This is a genomic window from Halorubrum sp. GN12_10-3_MGM, assembly GCF_005435235.1.
Classification (GTDB): domain Archaea; phylum Halobacteriota; class Halobacteria; order Halobacteriales; family Haloferacaceae; genus Halorubrum; species Halorubrum ezzemoulense.
Map to the genome: position 1 here is coordinate 14,843 of NZ_SGUB01000002.1, position 18,288 is coordinate 33,130.

Annotated in this window: 19 protein-coding genes; 9 read left to right on the forward strand and 10 right to left on the reverse strand. The window is 71.4% G+C overall.

Annotation, left to right across the window (positions count from 1 at the left end):
* Nucleotides 1-59: 59 nt before the first annotated feature.
* Nucleotides 60-1,271 carry a threonine ammonia-lyase gene (gene ilvA, locus EXE47_RS01780; RefSeq protein ID WP_089308849.1) on the forward strand — a complete coding sequence of 404 codons (1,212 nt, stop codon included), beginning with the start codon at nucleotides 60-62 and terminating at the stop codon, nucleotides 1,269-1,271.
* A gap of 359 nt (nucleotides 1,272-1,630) precedes the next feature.
* On the opposite strand, the gene EXE47_RS01785 is transcribed toward ilvA, so the two are convergent.
* The 5 genes from EXE47_RS01785 to folP form a co-directional block, all read right to left on the reverse strand.
* Nucleotides 1,631-2,191 (reverse strand): hypothetical protein, encoded by a 561-nt coding sequence (locus tag EXE47_RS01785; RefSeq protein WP_089308848.1) that lies wholly within the window; start codon nucleotides 2,189-2,191, stop codon nucleotides 1,631-1,633.
* 138 nt (nucleotides 2,192-2,329) lie between these two features.
* Complete coding sequence (locus EXE47_RS01790; RefSeq protein ID WP_089308847.1) at nucleotides 2,330-3,400, reverse strand: NAD(P)/FAD-dependent oxidoreductase; 1,071 nt, start codon at nucleotides 3,398-3,400, stop codon at nucleotides 2,330-2,332.
* A gap of 181 nt (nucleotides 3,401-3,581) precedes the next feature.
* Nucleotides 3,582-4,304: a bifunctional 2-polyprenyl-6-hydroxyphenol methylase/3-demethylubiquinol 3-O-methyltransferase UbiG gene (locus EXE47_RS01795; protein ID WP_089308846.1), complete on the reverse strand. Its 723-nt coding sequence runs from the start codon at nucleotides 4,302-4,304 to the stop codon at nucleotides 3,582-3,584.
* A 77-nt stretch (nucleotides 4,305-4,381) separates the two neighbouring features.
* Complete coding sequence (locus EXE47_RS01800) at nucleotides 4,382-5,878, reverse strand: DHH family phosphoesterase (protein WP_049931836.1); 1,497 nt, start codon at nucleotides 5,876-5,878, stop codon at nucleotides 4,382-4,384.
* Nucleotides 5,879-5,963: 85 nt separating this feature from the next.
* The gene (folP, locus tag EXE47_RS01805) at nucleotides 5,964-8,657 is read right to left on the reverse strand and encodes a dihydropteroate synthase (RefSeq protein ID WP_089308845.1); all 2,694 of its coding nucleotides are present in this window, start codon (nucleotides 8,655-8,657) and stop codon (nucleotides 5,964-5,966) included.
* Nucleotides 8,658-8,803: 146 nt separating this feature from the next.
* On the opposite strand from folP, the gene EXE47_RS01810 reads away from it, so the two are divergent.
* From EXE47_RS01810 to EXE47_RS01825, 4 genes are all read left to right on the forward strand, one after another.
* Nucleotides 8,804-9,838 (forward strand): ABC transporter ATP-binding protein, encoded by a 1,035-nt coding sequence (locus tag EXE47_RS01810; protein WP_089308844.1) that lies wholly within the window; start codon nucleotides 8,804-8,806, stop codon nucleotides 9,836-9,838.
* Nucleotides 9,835-10,590, forward strand: coding sequence for an ABC transporter permease (locus EXE47_RS01815; protein WP_137707960.1), 756 nt, complete (start codon nucleotides 9,835-9,837; stop codon nucleotides 10,588-10,590). Before EXE47_RS01810 ends, EXE47_RS01815 begins: the two co-directional genes overlap by 4 nt.
* Nucleotides 10,591-10,681: 91 nt before the next feature.
* Nucleotides 10,682-10,825 carry a zinc ribbon domain-containing protein gene (locus tag EXE47_RS01820; RefSeq protein WP_129452291.1) on the forward strand — a complete coding sequence of 48 codons (144 nt, stop codon included), beginning with the start codon at nucleotides 10,682-10,684 and terminating at the stop codon, nucleotides 10,823-10,825.
* Nucleotides 10,826-10,914: 89 nt separating this feature from the next.
* Nucleotides 10,915-11,928 (forward strand): aldo/keto reductase, encoded by a 1,014-nt coding sequence (locus tag EXE47_RS01825; protein WP_089308843.1) that lies wholly within the window; start codon nucleotides 10,915-10,917, stop codon nucleotides 11,926-11,928.
* Between the two features lie 13 nt (nucleotides 11,929-11,941).
* On the opposite strand, the gene hisH is transcribed toward EXE47_RS01825, so the two are convergent.
* Entirely contained in the window at nucleotides 11,942-12,595 is a 654-nt protein-coding gene (hisH, locus tag EXE47_RS01830) for an imidazole glycerol phosphate synthase subunit HisH (RefSeq protein WP_049931826.1), read from the reverse strand.
* Between the two features lie 129 nt (nucleotides 12,596-12,724).
* Here hisH and EXE47_RS01835 point away from each other — a divergent pair, with 129 nt between their 5' ends.
* From EXE47_RS01835 to EXE47_RS01845, 3 genes are all read left to right on the forward strand, one after another.
* On the forward strand, nucleotides 12,725-13,765 hold the full coding sequence (locus EXE47_RS01835; RefSeq protein ID WP_089308842.1) for a phosphate/phosphite/phosphonate ABC transporter substrate-binding protein: 1,041 nt from the start codon (nucleotides 12,725-12,727) through the stop codon (nucleotides 13,763-13,765).
* Nucleotides 13,766-13,836: 71 nt separating this feature from the next.
* A complete protein-coding gene (gene phnC / locus EXE47_RS01840; RefSeq protein WP_049931823.1) occupies nucleotides 13,837-14,655 on the forward strand; it encodes a phosphonate ABC transporter ATP-binding protein in 819 nt (272 codons plus the stop codon).
* The gene (locus EXE47_RS01845; protein ID WP_049931821.1) at nucleotides 14,652-15,659 is read left to right on the forward strand and encodes an ABC transporter permease; all 1,008 of its coding nucleotides are present in this window, start codon (nucleotides 14,652-14,654) and stop codon (nucleotides 15,657-15,659) included. The genes phnC and EXE47_RS01845 overlap by 4 nt, the downstream gene beginning before the upstream one ends.
* A gap of 6 nt (nucleotides 15,660-15,665) precedes the next feature.
* On the opposite strand, the gene EXE47_RS01850 is transcribed toward EXE47_RS01845, so the two are convergent.
* The 3 genes from EXE47_RS01850 to EXE47_RS01860 form a co-directional block, all read right to left on the reverse strand.
* On the reverse strand, nucleotides 15,666-16,298 hold the full coding sequence (locus EXE47_RS01850) for a uracil-DNA glycosylase family protein (RefSeq protein ID WP_089308841.1): 633 nt from the start codon (nucleotides 16,296-16,298) through the stop codon (nucleotides 15,666-15,668).
* Nucleotides 16,299-16,363: 65 nt separating this feature from the next.
* Nucleotides 16,364-16,930: a DUF99 family protein gene (locus tag EXE47_RS01855; protein WP_049931817.1), complete on the reverse strand. Its 567-nt coding sequence runs from the start codon at nucleotides 16,928-16,930 to the stop codon at nucleotides 16,364-16,366.
* The gene (locus EXE47_RS01860) at nucleotides 16,931-17,113 is read right to left on the reverse strand and encodes a DUF5786 family protein (RefSeq protein ID WP_007995123.1); all 183 of its coding nucleotides are present in this window, start codon (nucleotides 17,111-17,113) and stop codon (nucleotides 16,931-16,933) included.
* 112 nt (nucleotides 17,114-17,225) lie between these two features.
* On the opposite strand from EXE47_RS01860, the gene EXE47_RS01865 reads away from it, so the two are divergent.
* Nucleotides 17,226-17,867, forward strand: coding sequence for an MBL fold metallo-hydrolase (locus EXE47_RS01865; RefSeq protein WP_089308840.1), 642 nt, complete (start codon nucleotides 17,226-17,228; stop codon nucleotides 17,865-17,867).
* 238 nt (nucleotides 17,868-18,105) lie between these two features.
* Here EXE47_RS01865 and EXE47_RS01870 read toward each other — a convergent pair whose 3' ends face one another.
* A complete protein-coding gene (locus EXE47_RS01870) occupies nucleotides 18,106-18,255 on the reverse strand; it encodes a 50S ribosomal protein L40e (protein WP_006629440.1) in 150 nt (49 codons plus the stop codon).
* Nucleotides 18,256-18,288: the final 33 nt, after the last annotated feature.

An 18,288-nucleotide genomic window follows, 5' to 3' on the forward strand; every position in this document is an offset into this window, starting at 1 on the left:
CCCGTGGACGGTCGCCCCCGACCGGAACCGATTAGCGGGCGGCGCGGCGACGGGGTGGCATGCTCAGTCTTGCCGACATCCGCGAGGCGCGCGAGCGGGTCTCGGGCGTCGCCCGCCACACGCCGCTTGAGCGGTCGCGCTCGTTCTCCGAGATGAGCGGCGCGGACCTCCACCTGAAACTGGAGAACTTCCAGCGGACCGGCGCGTTCAAGATTCGCGGCGCGATGAACCGGATACAGACGCTCTCGGAGGCGGAGCGCGAGGCCGGCGTCGTCACCGCGAGCGCCGGGAACCACGCGCAGGGCGTCGCGCTGGCGGCGAGTCGCGCTGGCGTCGACGCCACCGTCGTGATGCCGAAGTTCGCGCCCGTCTCGAAGGTGAAGGCCACCCGCGGGTACGGCGCGAGCGTTCGCCTGGAGGGCGTCGACTACGACGAAGCGCAGGCGTACGCGCACCGGCTGGAGCGCGAGGAGGACCGGACCTACGTCCACGCGTTCGACGACCCCGTGGTGATGGCCGGACAGGGGACCCTCGGCTTGGAGATCGTCGACGACTGCCCCGACCTCGACACGGTCGTCGTCCCGATCGGCGGCGGCGGCCTGATCTCGGGCGTCTCGGTGGCGATCAAAGAGCAGCTGCCGGACGTGCGCGTCGTGGGGGTCCAGGCGGAGGGTGCGGCGTCGGCCGCGAAGTCGCTCGAGGCGGGCGAGGTCACGGAGATCGACAGCGTCGACACGATCGCCGACGGGATCGCGACGCGGTCAGTCGGCGAGGAGACCCTCGAGGTCATGGCCGAGTACGTCGACGAGGTCGTCACCGTCGACGACCGCGAGATCGCCTTGGCCCTCACGCTGCTCTTGGAGCGCGCGAAGACGCTCGTGGAGGGCGCGGGCGCGGTCGCGCTCGCCGCCGTCCTCTCGGAGGCGTTCGAGTACGACGACGGCGAGACGGTCGTCGCCGCGCTCTGCGGCGGTAACATCGACCTCAACCGCCTCGGCACCGTGGTCCGGCGCGGGCTCGTCCAGATGGGCCGGTACCTCAAGATCACGATCGACCTGAAGGACCGACCCGGCGAACTGGAGCGCGTCTCCAGCATCGTCGCGCGCACCGGCGCGAACGTGTACGCGGTCCACCACGACCGAACCTCGCGGGACGTGGCCGTCAACGCCGCCGAACTCGAACTCGAATTAGAGACCGACGACGCCGAACACGCCGCCGACATCGTCGACGCACTCGAAGCGGAAGGGTACGACGTGGAGATTCTGTCCTGAATCGGTCGGCGATGGCGACCATTTACAAATAGAACTACGGTGGCGCGTGCCTCCGAGCGCCCGGAGGGCGCGAGGAGCGCGCGCGAGGGAGTCAGTCGCCCGGAGCAACGCGGAGGGCGACTGACGAGGCTGGGGAGGTGTGAGGTGCGGTTGCTGTGCGGGGTGGGATTCAAATGGGCAGCCGAGAGACGGGCACAGGCCACGCAAGCACCGAAAGGAGCGAGCAGCGCGAGCGACTGAGGAACACAGCGAGCGTGCGCCCGCCTCTCGGCTGGGGCTTTGGATGCGGCCACCGCCGGTCGATTGTCAGTTGTTCATAAGCGAGCAACTGGGAGTTCGGCTACGATAGCTCGCCCGATTCACTCCGACGAGTCCGTCGAGTTGCTCCCAGAATCGGGAGCCGAAACGCTGCCGCTCACGCTCGTCGACCCGCCGAGGAGCGAGGAGTCCGAGTCGCCGCGCAGCGTCGTGACCGTCTCGCCGTCCTGTTTCACGATCAGGGTCCACGGGTCGTCGGCCGCGGGAATCCGCACTGTGCCGTTGTAGCGGACGACGCCGGAACACGACCGCGGCGCCGCGTCCGTCTCCTCGGTCGGAACGTCGAGCACGTAGGCGGAGTCGTTCACCCGCTCGAACGTCGGGCCGCCGATCGCGTGCGAGGGTCCCGGCAGCGAGACGTTTCTGGAGTACGTGATCTCCGTGTTCTCGGCGCCGGCGACCACCGACGTCGAGCTGTTCGCCGAGAAGTCGTCGGGACAGCGGACCTCGTCGGTATCGAAGTGGAGCAGCGCCGGCGGATCGCTCGCCCCGCCGAGGAGGCCGCCGGGCCCTCCCGACACGGGGCCGGCGAGGGCGACGGCGCTACCGGTCACGAACAACGCGAGCGCAGCGGCGACGACGACCAGACCGCGTCTGTTCATCACGTGTCCAACGACGGGAGAGGCGGAAATAGTACCGCGTATAACTCAAAGAGGGGTTTGCGTCACCGATCGCGTCACGGGTGTGGACGGAGCCGTCGAGACGGCGAATCGAACGCGTCGGAACCGACGGACCGCGCTTCAGTCGTCCGCGGCCGCGGCGTCGAGCTCGCCTTCGTACAGCTCGCCGGCGCGCTCGCGCTCGGAGAGGTACTCGTCGGCGTCGAGCGCGGCCTTCACGCCCATCCCGCCGGCGGTGGCCGCCTGCTGGTAGTGGAAGTCGACCACGTCGCCCGCGCCGAAGAGCCCCTCGACGCCGGTCCGGGTCTGGCCGCCGCCGCGGCCGCCCTCGGTGAGCAGGTAGCCGTCGTCGTCGGTCTCGATACCGGTGCCTTCGAGGAAGTCGGTGTTCGGCGTGTGACCGATGGCGTAGAAGACGGCCCCCACGTCGAAGTCGTACTCGTCGACCGCGTCGGCGGTCGCGGGGTCGTCGAGCTTCTCCTTCGGGTGGCCGTCGGGGTGTTCGACGAGGGTCACGCGGTCGATGCCGTCCTCGGGGGTGCCGTGGATCTCGGTGAGCTCGGTGTTGAGGAGGAGCTCGATCTCGCCGTCTTCGACGGCGTCCATCGTGCGCTCGATCCACACGTCCTCGGCGCGGAACTCCTCGCGGCGGTGCGCGATGTACACCGTGTCCGCGAACTTCGTCAGGAAGTTCGCCTCCTCCATCGCGGCGTCGCCGCCGCCGACGACGAGCATGTCCTCGTCGCGGAAGAACGCGCCGTCGCAGGTCGCGCAGGTGGAGAGGCCGTAACCCATCAGCTCCTCCTCGCCGGGGACGCCGAGCGTCCGCGCGCTGGCGCCCGACGCCGCAATGACGGCGTCGGCGGTGTACACGTCGCCGTCGGTGAGCGCGACGTGGAAGTGGCCCGCCGGCTCCTTCGAGACGTCCTCGATGACGCCGTTTCGGGTCTCGGCGCCGAACTTCTGCGCCTGCTCTTTCATGTCGTTGATCAGCCCCGGCCCGGAGATCCCCTCGGGGAAGCCGGGGTAGTTCTCCACGTCGGTCGTCAGCGTGAGCTGGCCGCCCGGCTCGTCGCCCTCGACGAGCAGCGGGTCGTTGTTCGAGCGCGCGGCGTATATGGCCGCGGAGAGACCCGAGATACCGGTGCCGGCGATGATGAGTCGGCGGTGTTCGACGATGTCGTCGGTCATTACCTACAGTTGGCCGCCGCGTCCTATGTACGTTGCGACCGTTGCGCGATTCCCGCACGACCGCCCCGCCGATGCTGCCGCGGACTTGCCCGCCGGACCACCACCGACCCGCTCGACGAACTGCTGCGGACCCGCTCGACGAACTGCCGCGGACCCGTTCGACGAACTGCCGCGGACCCGCTCACCGCACCGCGACGAACACGCTCCGGTCGTCGCCGGGGCCGTACCCCGAGGACACGTCAACGTCGTCGAACCCGGCATCTGCGAGCGCGTCGCCGATCCGTTCGTCGGCGAACGGCGTCATCCGGCGCCGGTCGGTGAACGGGTCGCCGTCGGGGGTGAACGTCACCGCGCGCCAGTCGAGCCGGCCGTCGTCGGTCGCGACGTGGTGCGCGACGCGGACGTACCGGAGTTCCCCATTTGTGTTGTGGCCAACGTCGAGACCCGGGGAGTTCCCGTCGGACGGCAGCGGGGAATTATCGAAGACGAGGACGCCGCCGGGCCGGAGTCGGTCCCGGAGCGCGGCGAGCGCGGGGTCGAGGTCGCCGGGCCCGAGGTGGTTCACGACGCCGCGGATGGCGACGGCGGCGTCGAACGGTTCGGTGTCGTGTAGGTCCGGCTCCGGGAGCCCGGTCCGGTAGATCGAGACGGCGTCGGCGGGGCACTTCTCCCGCGCGACCGCGAGCATCCCCTCGTGGACGTCGATCGCGGTCACGTCGACTCCGCGGGCCGCGAACCGGCGCGTGTGCTCGCCGGTTCCGCAGCCGACCTCCAGCAGACGCTCGGGGTCGACGCCGCGGTCGGCGAGCGCGTCGAACACGAAGCCGGCGTCGCGGTCGTAGTCCCACTCCGACTGGATCGCGTCGTACAGCCGCGGGCGCTCGTCGTAGAGGCCGTCGGACATGGCGGGAACAGGCGCTATCTCGGCGCCCGGTGATGAGTGTCTTACGCCGCCTCGCGACCGGTTCGCACGACGGCGCCTCAGTCCGTCGGGAACTCCGGCGGAAGCCCGGTCGGCTGCGCCGGCGCGTCGTCGAGGGCCTCGAAGAAGCGCCCGGCGACGAACTCCTCGACGACCTCGGGCAGCGACTCCGACTCGTCGACCGCGGAGAGGATGCCGAGCGGGACCTGCGCGCCAGCCATCGAGGCGTGGCCCCCGGCCGACCCCGCGGGATCGAGCGCGTCGCGCAGCAACTCGCCGGCGTCGACCTCGGCGCCGCGGGCGCGGGCAGAGCCGTAGATCACGCCGTCGGTGTAGCCGTAGACGAACGTCACTGTCACGTCCTCCAGGTCGAGAAGCCGATCGGCCGCCTGCGCGAGCGCGTCGCGGTCGGTTATCTCGCCGACGCAGGAGGCCGCGACCGACCCGCGCACGTCGCGGTTCTCGATGGCGGCCGCGAGGACGCGGAGCGTCTCCGGGCTCACGCTCGGGCTCTCGACGCGTTCGAGCGTCGACTCGTCGGCGTGCGCGAGCAGCGCGGCGGCCGCCTCGAAGTCGTCGGTCGCGGTCGCGCGGGTGAAGTCCTTCGTGTCGATCCGGATGCCGTACAGCAGCGACGTGGCGAGTTCCCGGTCCGGCGCGATCCCGTACCGCGAGAGGTACTCGGCGATGAGCGTGCTCGTCGCACCGACGTCGGGCCGGATGTCGACGAACGATCCCGCGACCGGCCCCCGCGGCGGGTGGTGGTCGACGACCACGTCGACCGGGTGGCCCTCGGGGAGGCTGTCGTTGATCCCGGCGCGGGAGTGGTCGACCAGGGCGACGCCGCCGTACTCGTCGAGGTCCACCCCGTCGAACGACCGGAGCCCGATGTCGAGGAGGTTCACCAGCGCGCGGTTCTCCTGATGGGAGATGTCGCCGCCGTAGCAGGCGTCGGCGTCGACGCCGATCGACTCCGCGATCCGCGCCAGCCCGAGCGCGCTGGCGATGGCGTCCGGGTCGGGGTTGTCGTGCGCGACGACCAACAGGGGCCCCGAGAACCCCCGGAGCGTCGCGAGCAGCCGGGCCGGCTTCTCGCCGTCGTCGGCATTGGCGCGCGAGAGGGCCGCCCCGGGGGAGGCGCCGCGACCGTCGGCGAGTCCGATCGCCTCGGAGACCCGATCGACGACCGCCTCGACGGGGTCGACCACGCGGTCGGCGACCGCCTCGACCGCCGCCCGCTGCTCCTCGGTCGGCGCCGTACCGAGGTGCGCGACGATCATCGCGTCCGGGTACCTGTCCCGAGCGGCGCGCGCGGCGGCGACGTTGCGCTCGGGGTCGTCGCTCGCGACCAGCACGACCGCCGCCGAGTCCGGATACGTCGCGGGGTCGGAGGGGTCGGCCTCGACGGTGGCGACGTTGCGGTCGCGCAGTGTCGACACCCAGCCGGTGTCGTCCGTGATCGCCACCAGGTCGTCGCGGTCGCCGCGCTCCTCGCGGGCGCGCTCGACGAGCGCGTTCCCGACCGCGCTACAGCCGAGCAGCAGGCGCCGGGTCATACCGGCGCGAGGGGATCGCGAGGCAAAACGCTGCCGTCGGCGCGGCGCGGGGCCGCTCCCGGGCCGAGCGGGAGCCGATGCCGAGTCACTCCGGGTCCTCCCCGTCGCGGAGCGCGCCGTTCGCCGCCGCGGCGACGTCGACCGCCGCGCGGTTCTCGGCCACGTCGTGGACCCGGACGATGTCGGCGCCGCGGTCGGCCGCGAGCGCGGTGCCGGCGACCGTCGCGTGCTCGCGGTCGTCGGCGTCGCGCCCGACCGCGCCGTACAGCGACTTGTGGGAGTGGCCGACGAGGACCGGGCAGCCGAGCGCCGCGAACTCGCCGCAGCGCGCGAGCAGCTCGAAGTCCTCCGCGGGCGACTTCCCGAAGCCGATCCCGGGGTCGACGATGACGCGGTCGCGGTCGATGCCCGCCGTGTCGGCCAGCGCGAGGCGCTCGCGCAGCGCGTCGACGACCTCGCCGACCACGTCGTCGTACTCGGGGTCGGCGTCCGGGTCGACCGGTGCGTCGAGGCTGTGCATCACGATCACCGGGCAGTCGGCGTCGGCGACGACCGACCGCATCGCCGGGTCCTCTAGCCCCGTCACGTCGTTGATGATGTCCGCGCCCGCGTCCAGCGCCGCCCGCGCGACCGCCGGCTTGCGCGTGTCGACCGAGACGAGCACGTCCCCGGACCCGACCGCAGGCACCGACTGGATCGCCTCGATCGTCGGGACGACGCGCTCGATCTCCTCGTCCGCCGGGACCGGGTCGGCGCCCGGACGGGTCGACTCGCCGCCGACGTCGACGATGTCGACCCCGGCGTCGACCATCCGCTCGACGCCCGCGACCGCGTCGTCGAGGTCGGCGTGGCGCCCCCCGTCGTGGAAGGAGTCCGGCGTGACGTTGAGCACGCCCATCACGGCGGTCCGGTCGCTCCACGGGAACTCCGGGGCGGACTCGTCGTCCGCGGACGCCGACCTACCGTCCGGCGCGTCGATCCCGACCGACGCGGCGATGTCGGTCGCCACGCCGCCGAGCCCGCCGCCGTCGCTCGCGGCGAGCCGGTCGACGAGCGCGCGGAGCTCGGCGACCGTTCCCGCGACGGTGACGGGGACGTGCTCGCCGCCGGCCCCCCGGTCCTCGTTCGCGCCGAGCCCCCCGAGTGCTGCGTCGCCGCCGACGATCCGCGCCGCGGCCGCGACGCGCTCGGCCCGATCGCCTCGTAGCCGGAGCGTGAGGGTGCGGTGGTCGACGCCGTCCCGGTGCGCCGCGATCCCGTCTGGTTGAACGCCGGCCGTGTCGAGCGCGTGGGCCGCGCCGTCGACGCCGCGGACCGTCCGCTCGCGGACCGTTCGCATCCGCGCCGCCCGGGCCTCGGCGACGGCGAACAGCGAGCCGACGAGCAGCACGCAGTCGCCCGCCTCGGCGCGGTCGACCGCCGCCGCGAGCGCGTCCGCCACGTCGTCGCCGGCGGTCACGCGGTCGACGCCGGCGGAGCGCAGCGCCGCCGCGAGGACCGCGGGGTCCTCGGCGCGGTCGATGGCGGGCCGGCAGGTGACCGCCGTCGCCGCGTCCGGGAGCGCCGCAGCCGTCTCGGCGTGGTCCTTGTCGTGCATCGCCGCGTACACAAGGTGGAGGTCGTCGTAGTCGTACTCGGCGAGCGTCGCGGCGAGCGTGCGGGCGGCCGCGGGGTTGTGCGCGCCGTCGAGGACGGTCAGCGGCGCGGTGTCGACCACCTCGAACCGGCCGGGCCACGTCGCCCGCGCGAGGCCGTCGCGCACGTCGCGGTCGTCGAGGTCGGTTCGCAACGCTGCCGCGGTCCGGTCCGCGAGCGCGACGGCGACGGCCGCGTTCGTCGCCTGATGGCGCCCGACGAGCGGGATTCGGTAGGTGCCCTCGCGCTCGCCGGCGAGCGCGACCTCGGCGTCGGTGGCGCTGACGCGACCCTCGTAGCTCGCCGCGAACGCCGGCGGGTCGTCGGGTTCGGCGTCGCTATCGGTGGGGTCGGCGCCCTCGTCGCGCTCGTCGGGTTCAGCGTCCTCGTCGCTATCGTCGGCTTCGGCGTCCTCGTCGCTATCGTCGGCTTCGGTGTCCTCGTCGCTATCATCGGGATCGGCCGCCTCCGACGCGCCGTCTCCGACCACTCGCGTCACCGGCGCGCCCGCCTCGCCGGCGACCTCGCGGACCACGTCGAGCGCCTCGCCCTCACAGGCGGTGACGAGCGGCGCGTCGGGGTGGGCGATCCGGGCCTTCGTCCGGGCGATCTCGGCGATCGTGTCGCCCAGCACGTCGGTGTGTTCGAGCGAGACGTTCGTCACGGCGGTCGCGACGGGGTCGACCGCGCTGGTCGCGTCGTACTCGCCGCCGAGGCCGACCTCCAGGACGGCCACGTCCACGTCGCGCCGCGCGAACTCGCGGACGGCCATCGCCGTGACGACCTCGAAGAAGGTGAGCGGCTCGCCGGCGGCCGCCCGGTCGATCAGCCACGGGCGCACCGCCTCGACGAAGTCGGCGATCGCTGACTCGGTCATCTGCCGGCCGTCGACGCGGACCCGCTCGGCGAGCGCGGAGAGGTGCGGCGAGGTGTACAGCCCCACCGACAGCCCCGCCTCCCGGAGGACCGACTCGGTCAGCCGCGCCGCGCTGCCCTTCCCGTTCGAGCCGGCGATCTGGACGAACGGAACGTCCGCCTGCGGGTCCCCGAGGTGCGCGAGCAGCGCCTCCACCCGATCCGTGCCGGGCTTGACCGAGAAGCGGCGGAGGTCGAAGAGGAACGCCGCCGCCTCGTGGTAGTGCATGTCCCGTGAGTCGGCGGCGCGTCGCTTAGACGTAACGGACCTGACCGGGAGGGCGGGCGCGGTGACCACGACCGCGCCGGAGGGGCCGACACCCCTGCGTCGACCGAAAAGTAACCCTTACGCGCGCGGCGGCCGCAGTCGATCGCATGGATGAGACAGCGACCGCCGACGCCGCCGCGGGAACGGCCGCCGACGGGGCCGCGGCCGACCCCGTCGTCGCCGGCGGGGGGGTCCGGAAGGAGTACGGCGAGGTCGTCGCGCTCGACGGGGTCGACCTCGACGTCGCGGCCGGCGAGGTGTTCGGGCTCATCGGACCGAACGGCGCCGGGAAGACGACGCTGGTGCGCGCGCTCACGGGGACCACCGAGGCCGAGGGCGACCTGCGCGTCTTCGGCGAGGCGCCGGCGGCGGTCGACCCGGCCCGGATCGGGCTGCTGCCGCAGTCGTTCGACCCGCCCGCGCGGCTCACGGCTCGGGAGCTGGTCGACTACTACGGCGGGCTGTACGACGCGGCCCGCGACACCGAGTCCGTCCTCGATGACGTGGGGATGGCGGACGACGCCGACGCCTGGTACGAGACGCTCTCCGGGGGCCAGCAGCGGCGCACCTGCGTCGCGACCGCCGTCGTCAACGACCCCGACCTCCTCTTCCTCGACGAGCCGACGACGGGGATCGACCCGGCCGGCCGCCGGGCGATCCACCGCCTGATCGAGCGGCTCGCGGCCGGCGGGACGACCGTCTTCCTCACGAGCCACGCGATGGACGAAGTCGAGCGGCTCGCCGACCGGGTCGCGCTGCTCCGCGACGGGCGGGTCGTCGCGAGCGGAGCCCCCGACCGACTGGTCGCCGAGCACGGCGGCGCGCCCCGCCTCGACGCCGACACCGCGACGGCGACGGGCGAGGAGACCGTCGAGCGCGTCGCGGCCGGCGTCCGCGAGCGCCTCGGGGACGACCCGACCGTCGAGGCGACCGACGGCGGGCTCCGGGTGCGCGGCGTCCGCCCGGAGGCGATCGGGGACGCGGTCGACGCGCTCGACGCGGCCGGCGTCGCGTTCGACTCGCTCTCGTGGTCCGAGCCGTCGCTGGAGGACGTGTACCTGCGGCTCACCGGCGAGGAGTACGCGCGGCGGGGCGGCGCGGCGGAGGCGACCGAGGCCGTCACCGACGGAGGGGAGCGATGAGCCGCCTCGGGCGGGTCCGGACGGAGGCGGTCGCGGCGGCGCGCTCGTTCACGCGCCGCCGGACGGCGGTGTTCTTCACCTTCTTCTTCCCGGTCATCCTCGTCGTCATCTTCGGCGCGCTGGTGCGGACCCAGCCGACCGGCGGCGGCCTCTTCGCCGAGCCCGCGGGCTACTACATCCCCGGCTACCTCGCGGTCGTCGTCCTGTTCACGCCGCTGTCGCGCGTCGGGTCCGAGATCGCGCGCCACCGCGACGGCGGGCGGTTCGAGAAGCTCGCGACGACGCCCCTCTCCCGCGCCGAGTGGCTGCTCGCGCACACGCTCGTCAACGTCGGGATCATCGGCGCCGCGAGCCTGCTCATCTTCGGGCTCGTGCTGGCGGTGACCGACGCGACGCTCATCCTCTCGCCCGCGCTGGCCGTCCTGCCGGTCTTCGTCGCGGTCGCGGTCGCGCTGTTCTGCGGGCTCGGAGCCGTCCTCGGCGCGCTCGCCGACTCGCAGGACGGCGTGATCGCCGCGAGCAACACGGTCGCGCTCCCGCTCCTCTTCCTCTCCGAGACGTTCGTCACCCCGTCGCTGCTGCCGGCGTGGTTCCGGCCCGCGGTCGCGGCCTCGCCGCTGACGTACTTCGCGCGGGGGACCCGGGCGATCACCTTCGAGGGCGGCGCGTGGACCGGCGACCTGCTGGTGTTGACCGCGCTCGCGGCCGTCTTCCTCGCGGTCGGCGCGTACGCGGTCCCGCGCACCGAGTGAGGGCTCGCCTCCGAAGCGGCGTCGGCGCCGCGGTTCGGAACCGTTCATTTATGTTCACAGCCCGCGCATCCGTGAACCGAGAGGAAGGCCGTTGACCACCGTTCACTTCACCTGTCCGGACTGCGACCAGACTATCGAGGTCAACGACGCGATGCGAAAGACGATCCTCGACACCGGCTGCCCGGTGTGTACCGCGGCCGCGGCCGAGGAGCACTTCGCCGTGACCTGTGAGTAGCCGCCACTGGGCCCCTGCGATCGACACTCGTTGACACATCGCGTCCGCTTGCTGTGCCTTTTTGCGTCGACCGCGACAACCGTTCGGCGATGACGCCCGAACTCGACGAGATCGACCTGGGAACCGTGCCGCTCGGCCGAACCGGCCTGCGGACGAGCGAGCTCCAGTTCGGCACGTGGCGGTTCGGCCGCGTGACCGAGGCGGGGAACGTGGAGATCGACGAGGAGCGCGCCCACGAGCTGCTCGACGCCTACGAGGCGGCCGGCGGGCGGTACATCGACACCGCCGACGTGTACGGCGGCGGCGACTGCGAGCGCTGGATCGGCGACTGGCTCGCCGAGCGGGACCGGGAGCGCTACACGATCGCGTCGAAGGTGTACTGGCAGATCCGCGACGGCGACCCGAACAGCCGCGGGACGAACCGCAAGAACGTCCGCCACCGCGTCGGCGCCCTCCTCGACCGGCTCGACACCGACTACATCGATGTCCTCTACATCCACCGCTGGGACGACGAGACGCCGGCCCGCGAGCTGATGAAGACGCTCAACGGGCTCGTCGAGTCCGGCAAGGTCCACTACCTCGGCGCCTCCACGCTCCGCCCGAACGCCTGGAAGGTCGCCCGCGCCAACGCGATCGCCCGCAGCGAGGGGTGGGAGCCGTTCACGGTGCTCCAGCCGCGGTACAACCTCGTCGACCGCGAGATCGAGGGGGACTACCTCGAGTTCGCGCGCCAGCAGAATCTCGCCGTCTCCCCGTGGAGCCCGCTCGGGCAGGGCTTCCTGACGGGGAAGTACGACCGCGACGCGGACCTCCCCGACGACTCGAAGGCCGCCGAGTCGAGCCGCTTCCAGGAGGCGTACCTCACCGAGGAGAACTTCGACGTCCACGACGAGCTGGACGCGGTCGCCGACGAGGTCGGCGCGTCGCCCGCGCAGACCGCGCTCGCGTGGCTCGCGCACCGCGACGGCGTCACCGCGCCCATCGTCGGCGCCCGGACGGTCGACCAGCTGCGCGAGAACCTCGCGGCGGCGACGATCGACCTGTCGGACGAGCAGGTCGACCGGCTGACCGCGGCCAAGCCGGGGCCGTACGACGCGCTGTAGAAGGGAACGGGGGCTACCGCTCCGCGCAGTAGTCGACGAAGTTCCGCAGGATCGTCAGCCCCGTCTCGCCGCTCTTCTCGGGGTGGAACTGCGTGCCGAACACGTTGCCGGCCTCGTTGGCGACGACCGCCGGGAAGTCGACCCCGTAGTCGGCGGTGGCGACGACCGCGTCGGCGTCGTCCGGCTCGGCGTAGTAGGAGTGGACGAAGTAGGCGTACTCGCCGTCGACTCCCTCGACCAGCGGATGCTCCCGCTCGACTTCCAGCTCGTTCCAGCCCATGTGCGGCACCTTCCGGTCCACCTCGAAGCGCACGTTGGTACCGGAGATCAGGTCGAGTCCGGTCACCTCGCCCTCGCCCTCGTGGTCGGCCTCCTCGCTCGTCGTCAGGAGCATCTGCATCCCGAGACAGATCCCGAAGAGGGGGCGACCGGCCTCGGCGTGGTCGGTCAACGCCTCGCGCAGCGGGCCGGCGTTCTCCATCCCCTCGCGGAACGCGCCGACGCCCGGGAGAACGACGCCGTCGGCCGCGGCGAACGCCTCGGGATCGTCGGTGATCTCGACGGTCGCGCCCGCGCGCTCCAACCCCCGGGTCGCCGACCGGAGGTTCCCGAGCCCGTAGTCCACGAGCGCGACGGACACGTCGCGGTCCGGTGGAGATTCGTCCATGGTTCCGGTTCGCGACCGCGGTGGAAGTCAGTTTCCATCCGTGAGGCGTTGCATAGCGGTACGTAGCCGTACGTATATTTGAACAGCAACACTTTTGATAGAACAGTAAAACCCACACACGTACTCCTCATGGAGCGACGACGCCAATTCCTCAAGATCGCGGGTGCGGCAAGCATCGTTGGACTGGCCGGCTGTAGCGGCGGCGGCGACGGGTCGGACGGCTCCGACGGCATGAACGGCTCTGACGGGTCGAACGGCTCCGACGGGTCGGACAGCGAACCGGAGATGACGTTCGGCGGCGACGGCACGATCGACTTCGGCATCTCGCCGTCCGTCCCGCAGGAGGACCTCAACGTACAGTACTCCCCGCTCGAAGAGCACATCGGGAGCTACCTCCGGGAGAACTACGATGTCCCCAGCGACCTCAGCGTTGAGGGGACCATCGGAAGCAACTACAGCGCCATCATCCAGTCTCTCGGCCAAGGGACGCTGGACATCGCCGAGACCGGGCCGTTCGCGGCCGCCCTCGGCGTGAAGACCGGCAACGCGGAGGTCATCCTCCAGCGGTACGGCTACGGCGGCTGGACGTACAAGAGCATCATCGCGACGCCGAACGACAGCGACATCACCGAGCTGTCCGACCTCTCCGGGAAGACGGTCGCGTTCTCCGACCGGCTCTCCACCAGCGGCGCGCTGTACCCGCTGTACAGCATGTCGAGCCAGGGGGACCTCGACGTCGGCGAGCTCCCCGAGGGCAACGGCTCGCAGGCCGAGTTCGACGCCCGCTTCGCCGGCGGCCACGTCGGCTCGTACACCCTCCTCGAACAGGGCCAGGTCGACGCGGCCGCGATGGGCGGCTTCGTCCGCGACACGAAGACCGGCCCCACGCCGGACGAGTGGCAGGAGGTCGCGACTACCCTCCACGAGGACGAGGGGCTCCCGCGCGCACCGATCGTGGTCTCGCCCGAGCTCGACGACGACGTGAAAAGCGCCATCCAGGAGGCGTTCCTGGAGGGCCCGGACAGCATCTACTACGGCGCGGACAGCGAGGACGGCACCGAAGACGACCTCTGGTTCAGCCGCGTCCGCGGGGCGACCCAGGACGACTACCAGTCCGTCATCGACGTCGCCGACGAGCTCGGCGTCGGAACCGACATCTTCAATCAGTAGATCCCTCACAGTCCCCCAACTTCGGATCGTTTTTCACACGATCGGTCTGTTTTTGAACAAACTCACACCTCATGCCAACGATCGAATTCGAAAACGTCAGTAAAATATACGACGAGGACACCGTCGCCCTCGACGACGTGTCGTTCACCATCGACGAGGGGGAGTTCGTCATTCTGCTCGGTCCCTCCGGTGCCGGCAAGTCGACGATGTTGCGGGTGTTGAACGGGCTCACGGAACCCACCGAGGGGTCCGTTCGCATCGGCGGCGAAGAGCTTCAAGGGAACCGCAGCGGGGTCGGGATGGTGTTCCAGGAACACTACCTCATCGAGAGCAAGACCGCGTTCGGCAACGCGCTATCCGGGGCGCTCTCGCGGAACGGGCTCCTCCGGAGCGCCCTCGGGATGCACGACGACGCGGACAAGCGGACCGCCCTGGAGGCACTCCAGACCGTCGGCCTCCTCGACGAGGCCGGGCAGCGCGCCGAGTCGATGAGCGGGGGACAGAAACAGCGCGTCGGGATCGCCCGCGCGCTCGTCCAGAACCCCGAGATCGTCCTCGCCGACGAGCCGGTCGCCAGCCTCGACCCGAAGGCGGCCCGCGACGTGATGCGCTACCTCAAGAAGGCGGCGACCGAGCAGGACCTCACCACGATCACCAGCCTCCACCAGGTGAACATCGCGCGAGAGTTCGGGGACCGGTTCCTCGGGATCCGCGGCGGCGAGGTGATCTTCGACGGCGACGCCGACGACCTCACCATGGACGAGATGGACCGGATCTACTACGGCGAAGCCCAAGGCGGCAAGACGGTTCCGACCGGAACGAGCGGCGACGAACTCGGCGGGAGCGACGCCGACGTCGACGCCGCCGCCGACGGGGGTGAGCGGGCGTGAGCTCGCCAGACTCGGCGATCGACGATCAGTTCCGCGCGCTCGAACGGCTCCGCCGACTCAAATACCTCCTGTGGGCCGGGCTGCTCGCGGCCGTTCTCGGCGTCACCTACTGGGGTCTCGGCTTCATCGGGTTCCAGCCCAACGTCGTCGCCGGGCGGCTTCCGGGGATGTACGAGTTCATCTCGACCGGCTTCTTCCCGCCGGACTTCCAGAACTTCACGATCTACACCAAAGACCAGGGGATCAGCGGGCTACAAGCGATCCCCGCGAGCTTCGGCGACGGCGGCGCCCACATCATCGAGAGCTTCCAGTCGTCGCGGCAGTCGCTGGTGAAGGCGAGCCTCGTGACGCTCCTGCTCGGCATCATGGGCACCGTGTTCGCCTTCCCGTTCGCGCTCGTCCTCGGGGTCCTCGGGAGCGAGCGCGTCACGCCGTTCCCGTTCAACTTCATCTTCCGGGGCACCCTCAGCGGGATCCGCGCCATCCCCGCCATCGTCTGGATTTTCCTGTACATCCCCATCGGCCCACCGGGACAGGTGACGGCGGTGCTCGCGATCGCGACCGACAGCATCGGGAACCTCGGCCGCCTGTTCACCGACGACCTCGAAGAGATCGAGGAGGGGCCGATCGAGGCGATCCGGTCGACCGGTGCGTCGGGCACCCAGACCGTGAGCTTCGGGATGTTGAGTCAGGTCTCCCGCTCCTTCATCGCGTGGACGCTGTACATCTTAGAGATCAACACCCGGATCGCGATCTCGCTCGGCGTCGTCGGCGCTGGCGGGCTCGGACTGATGATCCGGAACAGTCAGGACCTCTTCGAGTTCCAGCAGACCGCCGCGGGGCTGGTGATGGTGTTCATCGTCGTCCTCGGCATCGAACTCATCTCCTCGCGCATCCGCGCCCGGCTCCGGCCGGGCGAGCACGAGGGGAAGGGGCTCATCGAAGCGATCCGCGGCCTGTTCGACCCGAAGAAGTGGCTCGGCGTCGGCGACCGCCGCGACTGAGCCGACTCAGAACTCGCCGAGCCGCGACTGGCCGTCGCCGCCGTTTTCTCCCCGGTCGCTGACGCCGCTCAGTTCGGCCGCCCGGCCGATCGTCTCGAAGAAGCCGTCGCGCTGACTCCGGTCGTACAGCGTCGCTGCGGGGTGGACGGATAACAGTACGCGCCGCGACACGCCGGCGAGCCGCGCGTCGACCACGTCGCCGGACTCGCCGGTGATCGCGACCGAGCGGTCGAGGAGGTGTTCGCTCGGCACCTTCCCGAGCGTCACGATCAGCTCCGGGTCGAGTCGGTCGATCTCGCTTTCGAGGTACCCGCGGCAGTTCGCCAGCTCCTCGGTCGTCGGGTCGCGGTTGTCCGGCGGTCGGCAGCGCACGCAGTTCGTGATCCGCACGTCGGCGCGGGCGAGCCCCGCGTCGCGCAGCGCCTCGTCGAGCACGTCGCCGGACCGCCCCACGAACGGCTCGCCCTCCTCGTCCTCGGTCGCGCCCGGCCCCTCGCCGACGAACAGCAGGTCCGCGTTCGTCGGGCCGACGCCGTCGACGATCCGGCTCCGCGACTCCACCAGCGCCGGGCACCGCTCGCAGGATGGCACTCGGAGGTCCTCGTCGAGCGCGGAGCCGTCGCCGCCGTGTTCGCTCATGCCCACGGCTCCGGGCGCGGTCGTCTAAGTAGCGTCGGTCGAACGGGCCGCACGCCGAGCCCCGCCTACTCGGCCGTCGCCGCCTCACGGTGCGCGCTCGCGGCGAGCGCCGCGATCCGGAGGGGCTCACAGCGCCGGAAGCCGTCGCGAGTGAGTCCCCGGATCGCCGCGGCGGCGCGCTCCGGTTCGATACCGACCGCGCGGACGAATCGGGGCCGATCCGAGTCCGGGTCGCCGACCGGAACGCGGGGCGGAAGCGACCGGTACGCGGCGAGCCGGTCGGCGAGGGCCTCGCCGTCGAACGCGTCCCGGAGCGCCGGTTCGAGCCCGGGGCTCGCCTCGTAGCTCACGGCGTAGACCGGGCGGTCGAGCGTCTCGGCGAGTTCGTCGAGGTCGAGGAGGTTGAACCACGCGGGCGCGACCCCCGCACAGACCACGTGGCGGACGTCCTCGCGGGCGAGCGTGCGCCAGCAGTCGATCACCGCGTCGGTCGCGTCGGTGCCGCCGACGGTACACCGCGCGAACGCGAAGCCGTCGGGGGTCCCGTCGGCGCGAACGACGACGCCGGCCCCGTGGCTCGCGTCGCGGGCGTCAGAGAAAGCGACGCCGAGCGCGCGGCTCGGCGTGGTCACTCACGCGTCCTCGGACTTTATCTCCTGGAGCCGGTCGAGAAGCTCGTCGTTCGAGGCGCCGGGTTCGTAGTCCACGGACCCTTGGTGGGTCTCCTGGGCAGCCCGGACGCCGTCGTCGTCGTCGAAGTCCGCGTCCAGGTCCTGATTCTCCTGTTCGGACTCGTCGTAGCTGCCGAAGCCCATTTGTGTGTGACACCAACAGGGGGTGAGTGATAAATCCACGGCCGTCAGCGGACCCGAGGGGCTCGCTGGGGTGCGACTGTACGCTTTTGTCGCTCCGCGAGCGAGTGGAGGCATGGAGCCGATCACCGTCACCGCGGACGCGGAGGAGTTCACCTGTAACGCGTACCTCGTCGTCGGGGACGAGACGACGCTCGTCGACGCGGGAACGATGCCCGGCGTCGAGGACGCCGTCGCCGACGCCCTCGCCGACGCCGGCGTCGACGGCCTCGACCGCGTCGTGATCACGCACCAGCACCGCGACCACGTGGGCGAGCTCGGCGCGGTGGTCGAGCGCTTCGACGCGGAAGTGCTCGCGTACGCCGATCACCCGCTCCGGGACGCCGCGCTCGGGGACGGCGACGAGGTGGTGGTCGGCGACGAGTCCTGCGAGGTCGTCTACACCCCCGGACACGCCGACGACCACGTCTCGCTCGTCGGCGCGGAGCGGCTCTACTCGGGCGACGTGGTGGTGTACAACGACGGCGCCTTCGACGACGGCTCGTTCGGCCGGACCGACATGGCCGGCCAGTCGCGCGAGCGCCTGATCGAGAGTCTCCGCGAGATCCTCGACCGGCTGCCCGACTCCACGAGGGCGATGTTCCCCGGCCACGGCGACGTCTACCGCGCCGTCGACGGCCCGGACACCCTCCGCGAGGTGATCGAGCGCGCGACGGAGCGCGCCGAGCGCCGCGAGCCGAAATACCCCGACGGGTGAGCGGGAGCCGGGTTTAAAACAGAGTGACGGCGAGACCGACCACCGACTTCGGCGCGCGCCTCCGAGCGGCCGCCTTCGGCGGCCGCGAGGAGCGCGTGCGAGGGACGCGGTGAGAGAGGGGTGACCGAAGGGAGCCCCGAGCGAACCGCGAGGCTGGGGCGGAGCGAGGCACACGCGCGGCTGGCGGTCAGGAGGAGAGTCCGCGAGAAGGGCCGTGAACGACCCGGAAACGGCCGGGTTACGCCGCGCGGCGCTCGGTCGCCTTCGGGCGGAGCTTGGTGTAGCCGCACTTGCGGCAGCGCTCGGCCTCGGAGGCGTTGCGGGCGTTACAGCGCATACAGATCTGTCGGTCGAGCATGCGACGTTCGGCGGCGTCGAAACTGGCCATACGGCTACTGTGCGGGCGGTGCTGTAAAAGGTT

What these genes read in the sequence shown, in the direction of transcription:
- EXE47_RS01790 (WP_089308847.1), bottom strand. Translation starts at nt 3,400, where the DNA reads ATGACCGACGACATCGTCGAACACCGCCGACTCATCATCGCCGGCACC.
- EXE47_RS01810 (WP_089308844.1), top strand. Translation starts at nt 8,804, where the DNA reads ATGGATGAGACAGCGACCGCCGACGCCGCCGCGGGAACGGCCGCCGAC.
- EXE47_RS01865 (WP_089308840.1), top strand. Translation starts at nt 17,226, where the DNA reads ATGGAGCCGATCACCGTCACCGCGGACGCGGAGGAGTTCACCTGTAAC.
- EXE47_RS01870 (WP_006629440.1), bottom strand. Translation starts at nt 18,255, where the DNA reads ATGGCCAGTTTCGACGCCGCCGAACGTCGCATGCTCGACCGACAGATC.
- folP (WP_089308845.1), bottom strand. Translation starts at nt 8,657, where the DNA reads ATGCACTACCACGAGGCGGCGGCGTTCCTCTTCGACCTCCGCCGCTTC.
- EXE47_RS01795 (WP_089308846.1), bottom strand. Translation starts at nt 4,304, where the DNA reads ATGTCCGACGGCCTCTACGACGAGCGCCCGCGGCTGTACGACGCGATC.
- EXE47_RS01815 (WP_137707960.1), top strand. Translation starts at nt 9,835, where the DNA reads ATGAGCCGCCTCGGGCGGGTCCGGACGGAGGCGGTCGCGGCGGCGCGC.
- EXE47_RS01785 (WP_089308848.1), bottom strand. Translation starts at nt 2,191, where the DNA reads ATGAACAGACGCGGTCTGGTCGTCGTCGCCGCTGCGCTCGCGTTGTTC.
- EXE47_RS01800 (WP_049931836.1), bottom strand. Translation starts at nt 5,878, where the DNA reads ATGACCCGGCGCCTGCTGCTCGGCTGTAGCGCGGTCGGGAACGCGCTC.
- ilvA (WP_089308849.1), top strand. Translation starts at nt 60, where the DNA reads ATGCTCAGTCTTGCCGACATCCGCGAGGCGCGCGAGCGGGTCTCGGGC.
- EXE47_RS01835 (WP_089308842.1), top strand. Translation starts at nt 12,725, where the DNA reads ATGGAGCGACGACGCCAATTCCTCAAGATCGCGGGTGCGGCAAGCATC.
- EXE47_RS01860 (WP_007995123.1), bottom strand. Translation starts at nt 17,113, where the DNA reads ATGGGCTTCGGCAGCTACGACGAGTCCGAACAGGAGAATCAGGACCTG.
- EXE47_RS01825 (WP_089308843.1), top strand. Translation starts at nt 10,915, where the DNA reads ATGACGCCCGAACTCGACGAGATCGACCTGGGAACCGTGCCGCTCGGC.
- EXE47_RS01850 (WP_089308841.1), bottom strand. Translation starts at nt 16,298, where the DNA reads ATGAGCGAACACGGCGGCGACGGCTCCGCGCTCGACGAGGACCTCCGA.
- hisH (WP_049931826.1), bottom strand. Translation starts at nt 12,595, where the DNA reads ATGGACGAATCTCCACCGGACCGCGACGTGTCCGTCGCGCTCGTGGAC.
- phnC (WP_049931823.1), top strand. Translation starts at nt 13,837, where the DNA reads ATGCCAACGATCGAATTCGAAAACGTCAGTAAAATATACGACGAGGAC.